Source organism: Tessaracoccus aquimaris, from assembly GCF_001997345.1.
In the GTDB taxonomy this organism is placed as follows: Bacteria; Actinomycetota; Actinomycetes; order Propionibacteriales; family Propionibacteriaceae; genus Arachnia; species Arachnia aquimaris.
This window is the reverse complement of the sequence record NZ_CP019606.1, coordinates 494,786-510,450: the sequence shown is the minus strand read 5'-3', so window position 1 is coordinate 510,450 and position 15,665 is coordinate 494,786. Positions and strand designations below refer to the sequence as shown.

The following is a 15,665-nucleotide window of genomic DNA, read 5'->3' as shown; positions in this document are numbered from 1 at the left end:
CTTGGGTGTTTGCTACTTGGAGAAGCCTGCGGTGAGGCCGGAGACGAGTTGACGGCGACCGATCGCGTACGCCGCGAGGACTGGCACGACCGAGAGCACGACCGCAGCGAGCACCGCGGGGACGTCGACGGAGAACTCGCCCTGGAAGGACCACAGCGACAGGGGAAGGACCCGGTTCTCCGCGCTCTGGGTCAGGATCAGGGGGAACAGGAACCCGTTCCAGACCTGGAGTGCGTCGTAGATGCCGACGGTGATGATGGCCGGCTTGGCGAGCGGCACGGCAAGCTTCCACAGCATCTGCCAGTCGGAGGCCCCGTCGACCCGCATCGCCTCGAACAGTTCTCCCGGCACGTCGCGCAGGAAGTTCACCAGGATCAGGACGCTGATCGGGATCGCGAACGCGATCGAGGGAAGGATGAGCGCCCAGAGGGTGTCGTAGAGGCCGAGTTGGACGATGAGGTAGTAGACGGGGACGATGGTCGCCTGCAGCGGAATGGCGATGCCGAGCAACAGGCCGGAGAACAGTGCGCTTGAGAAGCGGGACCGGTTCCGGACGATCACATAGGCGGCCATGATCGACACCGCGAGCACCACGACAACCGTGGCCGCCGTGACGAAGACCGAGTTGAGGAAGTAGAGGCCGAAGTTGTTGCTGAGCACCCGGCCGTAGGCCGCCAGCGTCGGCTGCGCAGGGATGGCCAGCGGGTTCTCGGTGAAGTAGGTCTCGCGGGCCGGATGCTGGTCACGACGATGTAGTAGATCGGCAGCAGGGCGAAGATCAGCCAGGCCCAGCCTCCGATGGCGCCCAGGATGTTGGGGCGGACCGTTGAGCGCATGTCAGGCACCTTCCATCTGGGAGTCCATGGACGACGTCCGTGCCGCCCGGTTGAGCAGGTAGGACACCGTGAGGCCGACGGCGGCGAGCAGCACGCCTACCACCGAGGCCCCGCCCATGTCGTAGGCCCGGAAGCCGCGCAGGTACATGTCGAGGGGCAGGATGCGTGTCGCGTTGCCCGGCCCGCCGTTGGTCATCACGAAGATCAGGTCGAAGTAGGTCAGCGACCCGACGATCATCAGCGTCGAAGAGGTGATGATGGTGTTGCGGATCTGGGGAAGCGTGATGTGGAAGAAGGTCTTGACGCGGCCGACGCCGTCGATCATGGCCGCCTCGTACATGCTGGTCGGGATCTGCCGGATGGCGCCCTGGTAGAGCAGCGAGTGGAACGGGACGAAGCACCAGGCGACGATGACCAACACCGTCAGGAGCGCCAGCCTCGGGTTCCCGAGCCAGTCCTGGGCCAGGGCGCGAACGCCCAAGGCGTTGCCGAGGCCGAAGTTCGGGTCGAGGAGCGCCTTGAAGGCGATACCGACTGCCGCAGCCGAGAAGAGCAGCGGCAGGAAGTACAGGATGGACAGGAACGACCGGTACTTCTGAGTGCCTGCCATGAAGACGCCGAGCAGGATCGCAAGCGGGGTCTGTACCGCCCACGACACCACCACGACGACGAGCGAGAGCCACAGCGCGTTGTGCGTCACCGGGTCGCTCAGGACCCGGGTCCAGTTGGCCGTGCCGGTCCACACTGGTGTGCCGAGGCCGTCCCACGCCATGAAGGAGAGCACGACGACACCGAGCAGCGGAACGACCGCGAACAGCAGGAAGAAGATCACGGCCGGCGCTGCCAACCAGGCTGAGGGCCCACGGCTCAACCCGGAGGCCGTGCGGCTCACTTCGTGCTCGCCATCGTCTTCGAGAACTGCTCGGCGGTGATCTGGTCGAGGAACAGTTGCCCGAGGTTGGTGAGCATCGCCTGCCCTTGGGCGGACGGGAGCGCCTGGTCCCACGACAACTGGAAGTGCTTCGCGTCGGAGACCAGCTTGTACAGGTAGGTCAGGAACTCCGAGTTGTCGACGCCCGACAGCTTGTCCTCAGCACCCGTGACGACGGGGACCAGGCCTGCGCCGATGTACGCCTCGGTGTAGGCATCATTGAACATTGCCTCGTTGAGGTAGGCGATGACGTTTTTCTGCTGCTCCTCCGAGGCGTTCGCCGACACCGACCAGTAGTTGGCGGGGTTGCCCACCAGGTTGCCTGGGTCGCCTGCGCCGCCCTCGACGGTCGGGAACGTTCCGTAGACCAGCTTGCCTGCCGCGAGGAAGTCCGGCGCGTCGGCGACGAAGCTGCCGAAGCACCACGCTCCCTGCAGGAGGAGCCCGGCGCGGCCCGTGTGGATCAGCGCCACGTCGGCATTGGCGTCCGCGACGACGGATCCGAACCCTGGCCCGAACGCTCCGGCCTTCACCAACTGGGTGATCATGCCGAGGGCTTCGATCATCTTGGGGTCTTCCCACTTGGCGATGTCTCCCGCCGCGATGGCCGAGAACAGCTCAGGGCCCGCGACCCGATCGGCCAGGTACTCGATCCACATCAGGCCCGGCCAGAGGCTCTGCCCCGCCAACGCGATGGGCGTCTCGACCCCGGCCGCCTTCAGCTTGTCCACGGCGGTCAGCATCTCGTCGAAGGTCGCGGGAATGCCGTCGAGGCCCGCCTTGGCGAGGTTGTCCATGTTCCCGTAGAAGACCACCGGCTGCGTGTTGTTGTTGGGCAGGGCGTAGACCTTCCCGTCGATGGTGCCGGTCCCGAGCACGCTGGGATCAGCTTGCCTTGCACGGCCTTGGTGCTCTCCGTCAGGTCGATGACCTTGCCCGCCTTCACGTAGTCGGCAAGGGGCGCCCCCGCCCAGGAGTAGATCAGGGTCGGCGCCTGGTTCGAACCGACGGCCGTGCGGATCTTCTCCTTGTAGGCATCGTTGGCGAACACCTCGAGCGAGATCTTCTTGTCGGGGTTGTCCTTGTTCCAGGTGTCGAAGCTCGCCTTGTAGGTCGCGTCGGTGTAGCCGCCCGACAACGCCCAGGCGCTCGCCTCGCCTCCACCCTCGCCACCACCGCCGCCGGGGCGCTTCCCTCCACCACACGCGCTCAACCCGCCAGCGACGGCAACCGCTCCCACTGCACCCAGAAGGTTCCTACGAGAGATATTCATGACGCGCCCCTTTCGGCGAAATATTTCGGACATCAGTGTCCCTGTAAAGCACTACTGTTTCCGCAGCATAAGCGGCTAGACTCCCGGGAAATAGACCTGGAAGCAGGATCTTAGGAAACCCGAAATTTTCGGAGAGGCCACGAGTATGGCGCGACAAATCGATATCGCCCGCGCGGTCGGGGCGTCGCTCTCGACCGTCAGCAAGGCGCTCAACGCGCGCTCTGACGTCTCGCCCGACCTGCGCGAGCGCATCCTGCGTACGGCGTCGGAACTGGGCTACCAGACCCCGCGTTCGCGTGGCCCAGCCGGCTCGACCATCCACATGCTCGCGGAGGACCTGCGTAACCCCTATGCCCCGTGGTGCTGTCGGGGGTCATCGACAGGGCCACCGAACTCGGTTACGACCTGACCATCCACACCGACATCGCCCGAAAGGCAGCGCCGGGTGCCCTGAGGCCGGGCTCGTCACGGTGGATCAACAAGGTCGCCGACGCAGGCGCCGCCGGTTTGGTGGTGCTGACGCTTCCGACAAGCGTCGTCGACACCCACACCGCGCTCAAGCGCTCCTTCCCGGTGGCCCTCATCGACCCGATCGATGACGTGCCCCCGGAGGTCCTCAGCGTCAGCGCCACCAACTGGCAGGGCGGTAGGCAGGCGACCCAGCACCTCCTCGACCTCGGGCACACCCGCATCGGCGTGGTGGGAGGGCTCGCCACGTCGCGCCCCGCCGTGGAGCGCATCGAGGGCTACCGCAGCGCGCTTGAGGGTGCAGGGATCGCGTTCAATCAGGGCCTGGTTCTGCACGAGAACTTCCACTATCAGGCGGGTCTCGCGGGGGTCCGCTACCTGCTTGGCCTGGCCAAGCCACCGACGGCGATCTTCGCGCTGTCGGATCTCGTGGCGCTCGGGGTCATCGACAGTTGCCGACGCCGCGGGCTCCGGATCCCGCAGGACCTCAGCCTGATCGGGTTCGACGACACCCCCCTGGCGCGCTCGTACGTGCCTGCCCTGACGACGATCCGCCAACCCCTGGAGGCCATGGGAAGCGCAGCCGTCACGCTGCTGGACAACGCACGGAGGCTGCCTGGCACCGACTGGCCCCGCTTCCAACTGGAGACGAGGCTGATGGTCCGGGACTCGACGGGGTACGCCCCGCAGTGAGGCTCAGGCGCGCGTGAACCGCGGTGGCTGGAGTTCCTGCGGCACCGAGGCCGGAGTCGCGGACAGGCCCTCCAGGGCGATCTCGATGGCCTTGTCGAGTTGGATGTCCCTCTCGGACTCCCACTCCCCCGGGCTGACCTCGACGACGACGTCAGGGTCGACGCCGTGGTTCTCGACGCCGAAGCCCTGCTTGTCGAAGGCGATCCAGTAGCGCGGCTGCGTCACCTCGGTCCCGTCGACCAGGGTGAACCGGCCGTCGATGCCGACCACGCCGCCCCAACTCCGCTCGCCGACGACCAGGCCGAGGCCCATGTTCTGGGCAGCGGCCGTGACGATGTCACCGTCGGAGCCCGCATAGGGGTTGGTGACGAAGACCACGGGGCCGCGCCTTGCCTGCGACGGGTAGGTGCCGAGCACGCCCATGTGGCGCGCCCCGGACCAGCCGATCGCGCGGCGGGCGATCCGCTCGAGGATCAGCTCGGAGGTGTGTCCTCCGGCGTTGAAGCGCACGTCCACGATCACGCCTTCGTGCCGCATTGCCGCGTCGACGAGGCGCTGGAACTCGGCCCAGCCGCTGGCCACCATGTCCGGCACGTGCACGTAGCCAAGGCGGCCACCGGAGTGCTTCTCCACGTAGTCGACGCGCCCGGCGACCCACTCGTGGTAGCGCATGGCCGACTCGTTCGCGGCGGGCACGACGGCGACGCGACGCTTCTGCCTTCCGCGGGCGAGCGTCAGTTCGACGACCTTCTCCGCCGATCCGAGCAGCAGTTCGCCCAGGTCGGGCACGTCTCCGGTCGGCTTGCCGTCCACGGCGACGATCACGTCACCAGCCTCCGCGGCCACCCCCGCCGCACGCAGCGGCGCGCGGGCGCCGGGGTCGGAGTTCTCGCCGCGCAGCACACGGGAGATGACGATCTCGCGCTTGCCGTTGCGGCGGTATTCGGCCCCGAGGAAGCCGACCCGCGGCGCGTCGTCGTGCGACGCGGGCGGCGACACGTAGGCGTGCGAGGTGTTCAGTTCGCCGACCGTCTCCCACAGCACGTCGACGAGGTCGTCGTGCGTGGCGATCTGCTCAACCAGCGGCGCGTAGCGCGCCACGACGGCGGCCCAGTCGGTGCCGTCGAAGTCGTCTCGCCAGTAGTGGTCGCGCATGATGCGGGCGTTCTCGGCGTACATCTGGCGCCATTCGGCCCGCGGCGACAGTTCGCGACGGAGCCGCGAGAGGTCGACGTGGGTCTTGGCGTCGTCGTCGTCGCCCGGGGCCTGCTCGGCGGACTGCACCCACAGGTCCTCGCCGTTGCGGACGAGGAGCCGCTCCCCGTCCCCGGAGACGGCGGCGCCGTCGGCGGCGTCGACGACCACCGAGACCTTGCGCGACTTGAACGAGAAGTGCTCGATCTGATCCTTGACCTCGCCCTCGACGCCCGCGCGGACCGCGCCCAACTCGCCAGCCGACTTCAGCGACACCCACACAAGGCCGTCCTTGGTCGCCTGCAACGACGCGTAGCGTCCGGACGGCACCGGGAAGGACACCATCCGGTCCTCGAAGCCGTCGATGTCGAACTCGACGGCGACCTCGTCCTTGGCCTCCCCCTCTGGCTTGTCCGTCTTCTCCTCGGCCTTCGCGTCGTCACGGTCGGCGGGTTCGCTGATGGGCCAGCCGTCGGCAGCCGGGCCGAACGGGGCTGGCTCGCTTGCGCTGAGCGGGGCGAGCCAGGGTCGGACGGTATTGCTGAACGACAGGTCGAAGGTGAGTTCGTCGTAGCTGGGGTCGATGGTGCGGCTCGACAGGAAGCAGAGGTGCTTGCCGTCGGGGGTGAACACCGGCGAGAAGTCGTTGAACTGGCCGCGGGTGAGTGTGAACGCCTTGTCCGCGGTCAGGTCGTAGCCGACGAGGCGGCCGAGCGTCCCCTCGTTGGCGATCGCCTGCCGCCACACCAGGTAGCGGCCGTCGGGGGACCAGGCGAAGCCGGTCGGCTCGCCACCCTCGGAGACGCCGATCTTCTTCACGGAGGCGCGGGCCACGTCGACGAGGTGGATCGCGCCGTCGTGGCTGCCGATCGCGATCTTGGTGCCCGCCTTGTTGGGTTCGAGCGCGAGGACGCGCCCGATCCGGCCTGCGGCCATCCTGCGTGGGGCCTTGTCGCCGTCGAGTTGGCGGATCTCGAGGCAGTCGTCGCCCTCGGCGTCGCTCACCCACACGGCCTTGCCTGTGGTGCCGAGGAAGCGGGGCTCGCGGACCCGCACGCCCGGCTGGTCGGCGAGTGCGCGGGCGGGGCCGCCGCGGTGCGTCAGGAAGTAGGCGGCGCCGCGCCATTCCAGCAGGGAGCCGTCGGCGCCCTGGTCGGGCACGACCTGTTCCAGACGGTCGGTCGGGGCCAGGATGACCGGCCTCGGCTCGCCGACGGGCACCTGGATGTCGAGGCGCTGAGGCTCTGCCTTGAGGCTGGCGAGCCAGTAGAGCCGGCCGTGGGCGTGGTAGACGATGCCCTTGCCGTCGCTCGCGGCGTCGCGCACGTAGCCCTCGGCCTCGGTGTGCGAGGTGTGTTGGCGCAGGTCCTTGCCCGAGGCGTTCACCGACCACACCTGGGCCTGCACGTCGGGGCCGGTGCCGAGGTCGGAGGTGAACACGATCCGGTCACCGACCCACGTCGGCCCGAAGAGGCTCGCCTCCTCCTGCGGCAGGATCCGCGTCCAGTCGCCCTTGCCGTTGGAGACGTACAGCCGGGTGGCCATGCCGCCCCGGTAGCGCTTCCAGCCGGACGGGTCGCGGAAGTTTGCGGTGGCGACGGCGACGCGCCCCTTCTTGTCGACCGCTGCGGAGGTGGCGACGCCGTAGGGCAGCCGCTGCAGGTCACCAGAGAGCGACAGCGAGTACATGGAGGCGTCGATGCGGTGCACGCCCTGATGATCGGAGGCGATCAGGATGTGCTCGTCATCCAGCCAGCCCGAGATCTGCAGTCTGCGGGCGCTCAGCCAGGTCAGCCGGGTGGTGGTGCCGTCGAGGTCGACGACGTAGGCGTCGTTTCCGCCGCCGGAGGCCGAGACGAACGCGACCCGGGAGCCGTCGGGCGAGAAGCGCGGACTGCGGGCGGCGACCTCACCGAACGTGAGCCGGGAGGCGCGGCCGCCGTCGAGCGACGCCAGCCACAGATCGTCATCGGCCACGAAGACGACGTCGGTTCCGTGCAGATGGGGGTAACGCAGATAGGCCATGGGGGTGAGCCTACCGCGCTCGGAAAGCAGTCATCGGCGCCCTCGGAATGGGCGGCCGCGGGCGGGCGTCAGGCGGAAAGGTCGCGGCGGCGAGCCAGCTTCGCGCGGGGCACGAACGTCGGCGCGGCGGTGCCGTCTACGGCCTCGCGCGTGATCACGACCTGGGCGACGTCGTCCTCGGATGGCACCTCGAACATCACGTCGAGCAGCAGTTCCTCGAGGATCGCACGCAGGCCGCGGGCGCCGGTGCCGCGCTCAAGGGCGAGGTCGGCGATCGCCTCGATGGCCTCGTCGGTGAACTCCAGTTCGACGCCGTCGAGATCGAACAGCTTCTGGAACTGGCGGGTCAGCGCGTTGCGCGGCTCGACGAGGATCCGCACCAGGGACTCGCGGTCGAGCGGGCTGACGGTCGTCATCATGGGCAGGCGGCCGATGAACTCGGGGATCAGGCCGAACTTGTGCAGGTCCTCGGGACGCACCTGGGCGAAGGGGTCGACGACGGCCTCGACCTTCGATGCCGCGCCGGTGTTGAAGCCGAGCGGCCGCTTCCCGACGCGCTGGTTGATGATCTCCTCGAGGCCCGAGAAGGCGCCGCCCACGATGAACAGCACCTTGGTGGTGTCGATCTGCAGGAAGTCCTGGTGCGGGTGCTTGCGGCCGCCCTGCGGGGCACGCTGGCGACGGTGCCCTCGAGGATCTTCAGCAGCGCCTGCTGCACGCCCTCGCCGGAGACGTCGCGGGTGATCGAGGGGTTCTCCGACTTGCGGGCCACCTTGTCGATCTCGTCGATGTAGATGATGCCGGTCTCGGCCTTCGCGATGTCGAAGTCTGCCGCCTGGATCAGCTTGAGCAGGATGTTCTCGACGTCCTCGCCGACGTAGCCTGCCTCCGTGAGCGCGGTGGCGTCCGCCATCGCGAACGGCACGTTCAGCATTCGCGCAAGGGTCTGGGCGAGGTAGGTCTTGCCGCAGCCGGTGGGGCCGATCAGCAGGATGTTGGACTTGCCGACCTCGACGTCGTCGCCCTCGGCTCGGCGCCCGTGCGGGTTCTGCTCCGACTGGATGCGCTTGTAGTGGTTGTAGACCGCCACCGACAGGGCCTTCTTGGCGCCGTCCTGGCCGATCACGTAGGTGTCGAGGAAGTCGCGGATGTCGCGGGGCTTGGGGAGGTCGGTCGACAGGCTGCCGTCGGTCTGGACCGGGAACTCCTCCTCGATGATCTCGTTGCAGAGCCCGATGCACTCGTCGCAGATGTAGACGCCTGGGCCGGCGATCAGCTTCTTGACCTGCTTTTGACTCTTGCCGCAGAAGTTGCACTTGAACAGGTCGCTGGATTCACCGATGTGTGCCACGCCGTCCACCCCCTCAAAAAAGTTGTCATCTGCTGTTCATCTCACACCCTACCCGCGGCCGGGTCAGGCGTCTGGCGACACTCCCAGCCGACCTGTCGGGCCCTCAACCAGGGGTTGAGATAGCCCGAAGGCGCCGCCCCCAGGTGCTGGGGAACGGCGCCTTCGGTTGGCTCAGTCCAGTTCCTTCAAGGAAGGAAGGATGTCGTCGACGATGCCGTACTCGACGGCCTCCTGGGCGGTGAGGAACTTGTCGCGTTCGATGTCCTTGCTCACCTTTGCGACGTCCTGGCCGGTGTCGTTGGCGAGCATCTCCTCCATGAGGGAGCGGATGCGCAGGATCTCCCTTGCCTGGATCTCCAGGTCGGAGGACTGCCCGTAGCCGCCCTCAGTGGCCGGCTGGTGGATCAGGATGCGCGAGTTCGGCAGCGCGAGGCGCTTGCCCTTGGTGCCCGCCGCCAGGATGACGGCCGCTGCGGAGGCGGCCTGGCCGAGGCAGACCGTCTGGATGTCGGGCTTGATGTAGCGCATCGTGTCGTAGATGGCCGTCAGGGCCGTGAACGAGCCGCCGGGCGAGTTGATGTACATCGAGATCTGACGCTCGGGGTCCATCGACTGCAGGCACAGCAGCTGTGCCATCACGGCGTTGGCGACCTCGTCGTTGATCGGGGTGCCGAGGAAGATGATCCGGTCCTCGAACAGCTTCGTGTACGGATCGACGCGGCGCACGCCGTAGCTGGTGCGCTCCTCCCACTGCGGGATGTAGTAGTTCATGTCCATGCCTGCGGGGGCGGTGCCCTGCGGCAGGGTGCTGGTGTTGATCATCACTGGTTCGGAGCCTCCGACTTGATCTGGGACGCGCGCTCGAAGACGTGGTCGATGAATCCGTACTCGAGTGCCTGCTCGGCGGTGAACCACCGGTCGCGGTCAGAGTCGGCCTCGATCTGATCGATGGTCTGTCCGGTGTGCTTGGCGATCAGCTCGGCCATCGTCTTCTTGATGTGCAGGGACTGCTCGGCCTGGATGCGGATGTCGGAGGCGGTGCCGCCGAGGCCGCCCGAGGGCTGGTGCATCATGATGCGGCTGTGCGGGAGGGCGAAGCGCTTGCCGGGGGTGCCTGCGGAGAGCAGGAACTGGCCCATCGAGGCCGCGAGGCCCATCGCGACGGTCGCCACGTCGTTACTGATCCACTGCATGGTGTCGAAGATGGCCATGCCGGAGTCGACGGAGCCGCCGGGCGAGTTGATGTAGAGGTAGATGTCCTTCTCGGGGTCTTCCGCGTTCAGCAGAAGCATCTGCGCGCAGATGGCGTTGGCGTTCTCATCCTTCACCTCGGAGCCGAGGAAGATGATCCGGTTCGCCAGCAGGGACGCGTAGACGTTGTCGGTCATGCCGAGCCCGGAGGCCCCCGGACCGGCCATGCGGGTTGCGTCAATTGGAGTCTGAGTCACCCCACTAACCTACCGGCTAATTGCAAGCGCCCAAGCAGGTGGTCGCCAAGTTCGCCGGAGGCGTGAACGCCTCAGCCCTCTGCCGTCTTCGGGTCGTTGCTGATGAACGCGTTGACCCAGCGCAGCTTCGGGTCGGGATCGATCAGCAGTGCCTTGACGGTGAGGGTCGCGGGCAGCGCGATCAGGGCGCCGAGCGGCCCGAACACCCAGGCCCACACGAGAAGTGAGATGAAGGAGATCACCGGGGTGATGCCGACGGCGTCGCCGGTGAACTTGGGCTGGATCAGGGACTGCAGGATGAAGTTCACCACGCTGAATGCGATCACCACCATCAGCGCCGTCACCGGCCCCTTCTCGACGAGCGCGAGCAGGGCGGGCGGCACCAGGCCGATCACGAAGCCGATGTTGGGGATGTAGTTGGTGATGAACGTCAGCACGATCCACACCAGCGGGAGAGACACGCCCAGCACCGCGATGATGCCGCCGTTGATGAGGGCGACGATCAGGCCGAACAGCGTGGTGACGACCCAGTAGCGACGCACACCGCTCGTCACGGCCGACAGCGAATCGGTGAGGCCGGGGTGCTGGCGGTGCGTGATGCCGAGCCGCTCCTGCATCGAGGGGATGTCCATTGTCATGAACACGACCCCGACGACCATCACCGCAACGATGCCGCTGGCGGCGGAGGTGCTGGAAAGGATGCCGCCCGCGAAGTCGATCACGGACGACGGGGAGATCGTCTTCAGCGAGTTGAGCAGACCCTCCTGGTCCAGCCCGAACTGGGCCAGCCAGTCGATCGCCGAGGTGTACATCGAGACGAACTGGTCGCTGTACTGCGTCAGCACCGTCACGACCTGTGTCACGGACCACACGATCGCGCCGATGCCGAGCATCAGCAGGACGAAGACGGCAAGCATCGTCACGACGGCGGCCAGGATCTTCGGGGCCTTGATCCGGGTGAGACCGGTGTAGATCGGGTAGGCGGCGATCAACAGGTTGAGCGCAAGGAACATCGGTGCGACCGTGCTCGAGAGACTCTGCAGCAGCCACAGCGACACGGCGATGGCCGCCACGACGACTGCGACCATGCCGAGCCGCGGCAGGCCGGGGCGGAGCACGCCCTCTGCGCCGACGTCCTGCGGCGGGGTCTCGTCGTGCCGGTGCGCGCGCGGCTGTGCCTCCGACTGGGGCGCCTCTTCGGGCTCGGCGACCGTGGCCGCCTCGGCGCGTTGCGGGGCTTGGCCCGACTCGACCGTCGTCCGGTCGACCTCTGGTGCTTCTTCGTGCTCTTGGCTCACGGTCGTCCTCCTCGTGCGGCGCCGAGTCTATCCCCCGAATGCACGACGAAGGCCGCCGTCGTTCCAGTGTCGGGAACAGACGGCGGCCTCCGGATGGCTGATCGGATCAGTCGACCTTTGCCTCTTCGGCCTCCTCGGCCTCAACCTCATCGGCGACATCCTCTGCGGTCTCCGGTGTGGGGAGCGAGGTGTCGACGGCGTTGCCGTCGGTGTCGGTGACGGTCGCGGCGGCGCAGATGTCGGCCAGCGCCTTGCCGCGGCGGATCTCCTGCATCCACTCGGGCATGTGGTTGTGCTCCATCATGTGGTTGATCTCGTCCTGGGGCGAGGAACCGTTCTGCTGGGCGCGACGGAAGATCAGCTCGGTCAGCTCCTGCTGCGAGACGTCGATCTTGTTCTCGTCGGCGAACACGTCGAGGATGACCTGGGCGCGCAGGGCCTGCTCGGAGCGCTCGTCGATCGAGGCCCAGAACTCCTCTGCGGTCTCGGCGTCCTCGTCCTCGGCCTGCTCGAGGTAGGCCTCGACGGTCAGGCCGCCCTGGGCGAGCTGACGCTCGATGTCGGCGCGGCGCGCCTCCTTCTCACCGTTCAGGACTGCCTCGGGGAGGTCGAACTTCGTCTTCTCGACGACGGCCTCGAGGACCTTGTCGCGGGCGTTGGCGAGCTGCTCGGTCTTGACCTGCTGCTCGGCGGCCTTCTGCAGGTCCTCCTTCATCTCCTCGACGGTGTCGAACTCGGAGATCATCTGGGCGAAGTCGTCGTCGAGGGCGGGCAACTCCTGCTCGGAGACCGACTGCACGGTGACCTCGATGTCGGCCTCCTGGCCGCGGAACTGGCCACCGACCAGCGTCGAGGTGAACTTCTTCGACTCGCCGGCCTTCAGGCCGGTGACGGCCTCGTCGAGGCCCTCGAGCATGTTGCGCTCCTGGCCGACCTTGTAGGCGATGCCGTCGGCGGTCGCGTCGGGCAGCACCTCGCCGTCCTGGGTGGCGACCAGGTCGAGGCTGAGGACGTCGCCGTCCTTGGCCGCGCGGTCGACCTCGTTGGTGGTGGCGAAGCGCTCGCGGAGCAGCTCGAGGCGCTCGTTGGTGAAGTCGTCGGCCGACTCGGGCGCGTCGACGGTGACCTTGACCTTCTTGAAGTCGGGGAGCTTCACCTCGGGACGCACGTCGACCTCTGCGGTGAACTCGACGAGTTCCTTGTCCTCAAGCTTGGTGACGTCGACCTCAGGCTGAGCCATCGGCCACACCTTTGCCCCGTCGATCGCCTCGTTGTAGGCGACCGGAATGGCCTCGTTGATGGCCTCCTGCAGCACGACGCCGCGGCCGAAGCGCTGATCGATGACCGACGAAGGCACCTTGCCCTTGCGGAAACCGGGAATGTTGACCTGCTCGGCGATCTCCTTGTAGGCCTTATCGAGGTAGGGCTGAAGGTCGGCAAACGGGATCTCGACGGTGAGCTTGACCCGCGTCGGGCTCAGCTTCTCAACGGTGCTAGGCACGAATGGACTCCTGAAGTTTGAAAAGGTTCGCGGGCCAGTCTATCCGCCCGTGCGCCAGCGACCAATCGCGCGGCCGAGTACACCGCGCCCCTTGTCCACCGTGCGCCCATGGCGGTCGTAGCATGGGCTGGCGTGACGACCGAAGTGACGAACAACGTGACTGACACGGCCCTCATCTTCGAGGGTGGCGGCATGCGGGGCTCCTTCTCATCAGGGGTGCTCGTGACGCTCCTGGAGGCAGGGATCCATGCCGACTGGGTGGGGGGAATCTCCGCGGGCACGAGTTGCCTTGCCAACTATGTCTCGCGCGACCCCGCCCGCGCGGAGCGCTCCTTCGTCGACTTCGCAGCCGAGCCCGAGTTCGGCGACTGGCGCACCTGGCTGCAGGGCAAGGGCATGTTCAACGCCGAGTGGATCTACGAGCAGACGGCGCTGCCGCATCAGGCGATGCCGTTCGACTTCGACGCGTTCTCGGCCAACCCGGCACGCCTGGCGCTCGGCGCGTACCGGTGCGAGGACGGCGAGATGGTCTACTGGGGCCGCGACGACGTCGCAGAACTACCCGCGTTGATGAAGCGTGTCCGGGCGTCGTCGACGATGCCGCTCCTGATGCCGCTGACCACCATCGACGGGGTCGACTACTGTGACGGCGCCCTCGGCCCGACCGGCGGCTTCGCGCACGACGCGGCCAAGGAGGCGGGCTTCGAGCGGTTCCTCGTGGTGATGACGCGGGAGCGCGGCTACCGAAAGCGCACGTCGAGGCTGTCCTCGGCGTACCGGTCGCTGTTCCGCAGATACCCGGCGGTCGCCCGGGGGATCCTGGAACGACCCGCCAACTACAACAGGAGCCTCGACGATCTGCTCGACCTGGAACGCGAGGGTCGCGCGTTCCTGATCTTCCCCGACGAGATGCCGATCAAGAACTCGGAGCGGGACCTCACGAGGCTGCGCGGCGTCTTCGACGCGGGCCGCCGTCAGGCGATGCGGCAACTCCCCCAGATCCGCGACTTCCTGGGCCTCAACTGAGGGCCCGGACTCAGAAAATGAGGATGCGGCGGATCGCTGATACACTGATCCGCGGTTCTGCGGATGTAGCTCAATGGTAGAGCCCTAGTCTTCCAAACTAGCTACGCGGGTTCGATTCCCGTCATCCGCTCGATGCGCCGAAGGCCTTGTCAGACACCGTTTGACGGGCCTCCGCCGCACCACGGGGCGTAGCGTAGTGGCTAGCGCGCCTGCTTTGGGAGCAGGAGACCGCAGGTTCGAGTCCTGTCGCCCCGACACATGAAGAAGCCCTGATTCGGCCCGGATGCCTAGTCAGGGCTTCTTGGCATAGAGCGCATGTCCGGATCAGACCGGAGAAGCCCGGGGAGACCAGACCCACAGGTGCACGCTCAGCGCACGAGTTCCAAGGACAGGAACGTGTCCTCGACGGCGTTCGCAGGCTCCCCTCGAAGTGCTACCAGGCGTCCTACGCCGCATAGCCGCGTTGGTGGTGCGCGAGGTGACTGCGGGCTTCCAGCGGTCCGACCCAGGTGACGCTGAAGTCGGTCGACGGATGCTCGCGTTCAGTGCCAGCGGGCCAACTGCTCGGCTACTGCCGGAACGCTCCGCTGCCCGGACGCGACCGCGATCACCAGGTCGTAGCATTCGTCGTCGGGGGCATCCAGCCTGACCCCGTTGATGTAGTAGAAGGCGAGGGTGGCCAGCCAGCCGAGCCGCTTGTTCCCGTCCACCAAGGGATGGTTGCGGACGATGGACTCCAACAGGCTTGCCGCCTTCACATCGAGGTCGGGGTAGGCGTCCTTCCCGAACAGCGACGATTGCGGCCGATAGGCGGCCGAGTCGAGCAGCCCAAGGTCGCGCACAGGCCCGACTCCGAGTTGATTCGCCAGCCTGAGCAGGTCTTCAGTGGCGAGGTACTCCACGACGTTGCCTCTCGCTACTTACTCGCCGAGGCGCCGCAGTACGTCGGCGTAGCGCTCACGCGCCCAGGCGGAGGCTTCATCCACCCGCTGCTGATGCCCGTGCCGTGCGTGCGCCTCGCGGATCGCCCTGACCGTCGCCTCCTGCTTGCTGATCCCTTCCGCCTCAGCAAGCTCGGACAGGACCCGCTCGTCCTCGGGCGTCAGCCGCAGTGTCATCGCCATGCGACAACTCTACTCCGCTGGTATCACTCTGGTATCAGCGCGGCGGGACGGCCGCCATATCGGCACGCGCCGTCAACCACGCGCCGTCAAACACGCGCCGCCTGGCCCGTCGCGTCACGCCTGATCGCTGGCGACCGTGTGGCAGACGGCCTCGACGTTGTTGCCGTCGGGATCGCGGACGAACGCGCCGTAGTACCCCTCGTGGTACTCGGGCCACAGCCGGGGCGCGTGGAGTTCCTCCGCACCCGCTGCGAGCGCGGCGGCGTGAAAGGCCCTGACTGCCTCGGCGTCGGGGGCGACGAAGGCGATGTGGTCCTCGCGCCGCGCGGTGGCGCCGGAGGAGATCCAGAAGTCGGGGGCGTCGGCCCCGTAGCCGATCGCCTCGCCGTAATCCATGAGGCGGCGATGTCCGAGGACGGCAAGGACCTGATCGTAGAACGCCGCGGATCGCTGAATGTCAGCGACGGTGATACCAACGTGATCGAGCATGACTCACC

Annotated in this window: 15 protein-coding genes, 2 tRNA genes and 1 pseudogene; 5 read left to right on the top strand and 13 right to left on the bottom strand. The window is 67.2% G+C overall.

Annotation, left to right across the window (positions count from 1 at the left end):
* Positions 1–12 precede the first annotated feature (12 nt).
* The 4 genes from BW730_RS02380 to BW730_RS19920 all read right to left on the bottom strand — a co-directional run bounded on the left by BW730_RS02380 (position 13) and on the right by BW730_RS19920 (position 3,040).
* Complete coding sequence (locus tag BW730_RS02380; protein ID WP_226997005.1) at positions 13–660, bottom strand: carbohydrate ABC transporter permease; 648 nt, start codon at positions 658–660, stop codon at positions 13–15.
* 177 nt (positions 661–837) lie between these two features.
* Positions 838–1,683 (bottom strand): carbohydrate ABC transporter permease, encoded by an 846-nt coding sequence (locus BW730_RS02375; RefSeq protein WP_226997004.1) that lies wholly within the window; start codon positions 1,681–1,683, stop codon positions 838–840.
* 41 nt (positions 1,684–1,724) lie between these two features.
* On the bottom strand, positions 1,725–2,606 hold the full coding sequence (locus tag BW730_RS02370; RefSeq protein WP_250637761.1) for an extracellular solute-binding protein: 882 nt from the start codon (positions 2,604–2,606) through the stop codon (positions 1,725–1,727).
* Complete coding sequence (locus BW730_RS19920; RefSeq protein WP_250637756.1) at positions 2,504–3,040, bottom strand: extracellular solute-binding protein; 537 nt, start codon at positions 3,038–3,040, stop codon at positions 2,504–2,506. The genes BW730_RS02370 and BW730_RS19920 overlap by 103 nt, the downstream gene beginning before the upstream one ends.
* Positions 3,041–3,185: 145 nt before the next feature.
* Between BW730_RS19920 and BW730_RS02365 the strand changes: the two genes are divergently transcribed.
* Complete coding sequence (locus BW730_RS02365; protein ID WP_077684852.1) at positions 3,186–3,449, top strand: LacI family DNA-binding transcriptional regulator; 264 nt, start codon at positions 3,186–3,188, stop codon at positions 3,447–3,449.
* A complete protein-coding gene (locus BW730_RS02360) occupies positions 3,398–4,201 on the top strand; it encodes a substrate-binding domain-containing protein (protein ID WP_077684851.1) in 804 nt (267 codons plus the stop codon). The genes BW730_RS02365 and BW730_RS02360 overlap by 52 nt, the downstream gene beginning before the upstream one ends.
* Positions 4,202–4,204: 3 nt before the next feature.
* Here the strand turns inward: BW730_RS02360 and BW730_RS02355 are convergent, their stop codons facing one another.
* The 6 genes and pseudogenes from BW730_RS02355 to tig form a co-directional block, all read right to left on the bottom strand.
* Positions 4,205–7,420 (bottom strand): S41 family peptidase, encoded by a 3,216-nt coding sequence (locus BW730_RS02355; RefSeq protein ID WP_077684850.1) that lies wholly within the window; start codon positions 7,418–7,420, stop codon positions 4,205–4,207.
* Positions 7,421–7,488: 68 nt separating this feature from the next.
* A pseudogene (gene clpX / locus BW730_RS02350) lies at positions 7,489–8,771 on the bottom strand (ATP-dependent Clp protease ATP-binding subunit ClpX).
* Positions 8,772–8,942: 171 nt separating this feature from the next.
* Positions 8,943–9,593, bottom strand: a complete 651-nt coding sequence (locus tag BW730_RS02345; protein WP_226997003.1) for an ATP-dependent Clp protease proteolytic subunit — start codon at positions 9,591–9,593, stop codon at positions 8,943–8,945.
* Positions 9,593–10,189 (bottom strand): ATP-dependent Clp protease proteolytic subunit, encoded by a 597-nt coding sequence (locus tag BW730_RS02340; RefSeq protein WP_077684849.1) that lies wholly within the window; start codon positions 10,187–10,189, stop codon positions 9,593–9,595. The genes BW730_RS02345 and BW730_RS02340 overlap by 1 nt, the downstream gene beginning before the upstream one ends.
* A gap of 101 nt (positions 10,190–10,290) precedes the next feature.
* Positions 10,291–11,517 (bottom strand): AI-2E family transporter, encoded by a 1,227-nt coding sequence (locus BW730_RS02335; RefSeq protein WP_077684848.1) that lies wholly within the window; start codon positions 11,515–11,517, stop codon positions 10,291–10,293.
* 106 nt (positions 11,518–11,623) lie between these two features.
* A complete protein-coding gene (gene tig / locus BW730_RS02330; RefSeq protein WP_077684847.1) occupies positions 11,624–13,018 on the bottom strand; it encodes a trigger factor in 1,395 nt (464 codons plus the stop codon).
* A gap of 132 nt (positions 13,019–13,150) precedes the next feature.
* On the opposite strand from tig, the gene BW730_RS02325 reads away from it, so the two are divergent.
* From BW730_RS02325 to BW730_RS02315, 3 genes are all read left to right on the top strand, one after another.
* Positions 13,151–14,044: a patatin-like phospholipase family protein gene (locus BW730_RS02325; protein ID WP_077684846.1), complete on the top strand. Its 894-nt coding sequence runs from the start codon at positions 13,151–13,153 to the stop codon at positions 14,042–14,044.
* A gap of 59 nt (positions 14,045–14,103) precedes the next feature.
* A tRNA-Gly gene (locus BW730_RS02320) sits at positions 14,104–14,174 on the top strand.
* A 52-nt stretch (positions 14,175–14,226) separates the two neighbouring features.
* Positions 14,227–14,299, top strand: a tRNA-Pro gene (locus BW730_RS02315).
* Positions 14,300–14,586: 287 nt separating this feature from the next.
* Here BW730_RS02315 and BW730_RS02310 read toward each other — a convergent pair.
* The 3 genes from BW730_RS02310 to BW730_RS02300 all read right to left on the bottom strand — a co-directional run bounded on the left by BW730_RS02310 (position 14,587) and on the right by BW730_RS02300 (position 15,657).
* A complete protein-coding gene (locus BW730_RS02310; protein ID WP_077684845.1) occupies positions 14,587–14,946 on the bottom strand; it encodes a type II toxin-antitoxin system death-on-curing family toxin in 360 nt (119 codons plus the stop codon).
* Between the two features lie 18 nt (positions 14,947–14,964).
* On the bottom strand, positions 14,965–15,168 hold the full coding sequence (locus tag BW730_RS02305) for a ribbon-helix-helix domain-containing protein (protein WP_077684844.1): 204 nt from the start codon (positions 15,166–15,168) through the stop codon (positions 14,965–14,967).
* 114 nt (positions 15,169–15,282) lie between these two features.
* Positions 15,283–15,657, bottom strand: a complete 375-nt coding sequence (locus tag BW730_RS02300; protein WP_077684843.1) for a VOC family protein — start codon at positions 15,655–15,657, stop codon at positions 15,283–15,285.
* Between the last annotated feature and the right edge of the window lie 8 nt (positions 15,658–15,665).

Bases quoted from the DNA above. Each gene is read 5' to 3' on its own strand.
- BW730_RS19920 (WP_250637756.1), bottom strand. From the start codon at position 3,040: ATGAATATCTCTCGTAGGAACCTTCTGGGTGCAGTGGGAGCGGTTGCC.
- BW730_RS02365 (WP_077684852.1), top strand. From the start codon at position 3,186: ATGGCGCGACAAATCGATATCGCCCGCGCGGTCGGGGCGTCGCTCTCG.
- BW730_RS02355 (WP_077684850.1), bottom strand. From the start codon at position 7,420: ATGGCCTATCTGCGTTACCCCCATCTGCACGGAACCGACGTCGTCTTC.
- BW730_RS02345 (WP_226997003.1), bottom strand. From the start codon at position 9,593: ATGATCAACACCAGCACCCTGCCGCAGGGCACCGCCCCCGCAGGCATG.
- BW730_RS02340 (WP_077684849.1), bottom strand. From the start codon at position 10,189: ATGGCCGGTCCGGGGGCCTCCGGGCTCGGCATGACCGACAACGTCTAC.
- BW730_RS02305 (WP_077684844.1), bottom strand. From the start codon at position 15,168: ATGGCGATGACACTGCGGCTGACGCCCGAGGACGAGCGGGTCCTGTCC.
- BW730_RS02300 (WP_077684843.1), bottom strand. From the start codon at position 15,657: ATGCTCGATCACGTTGGTATCACCGTCGCTGACATTCAGCGATCCGCG.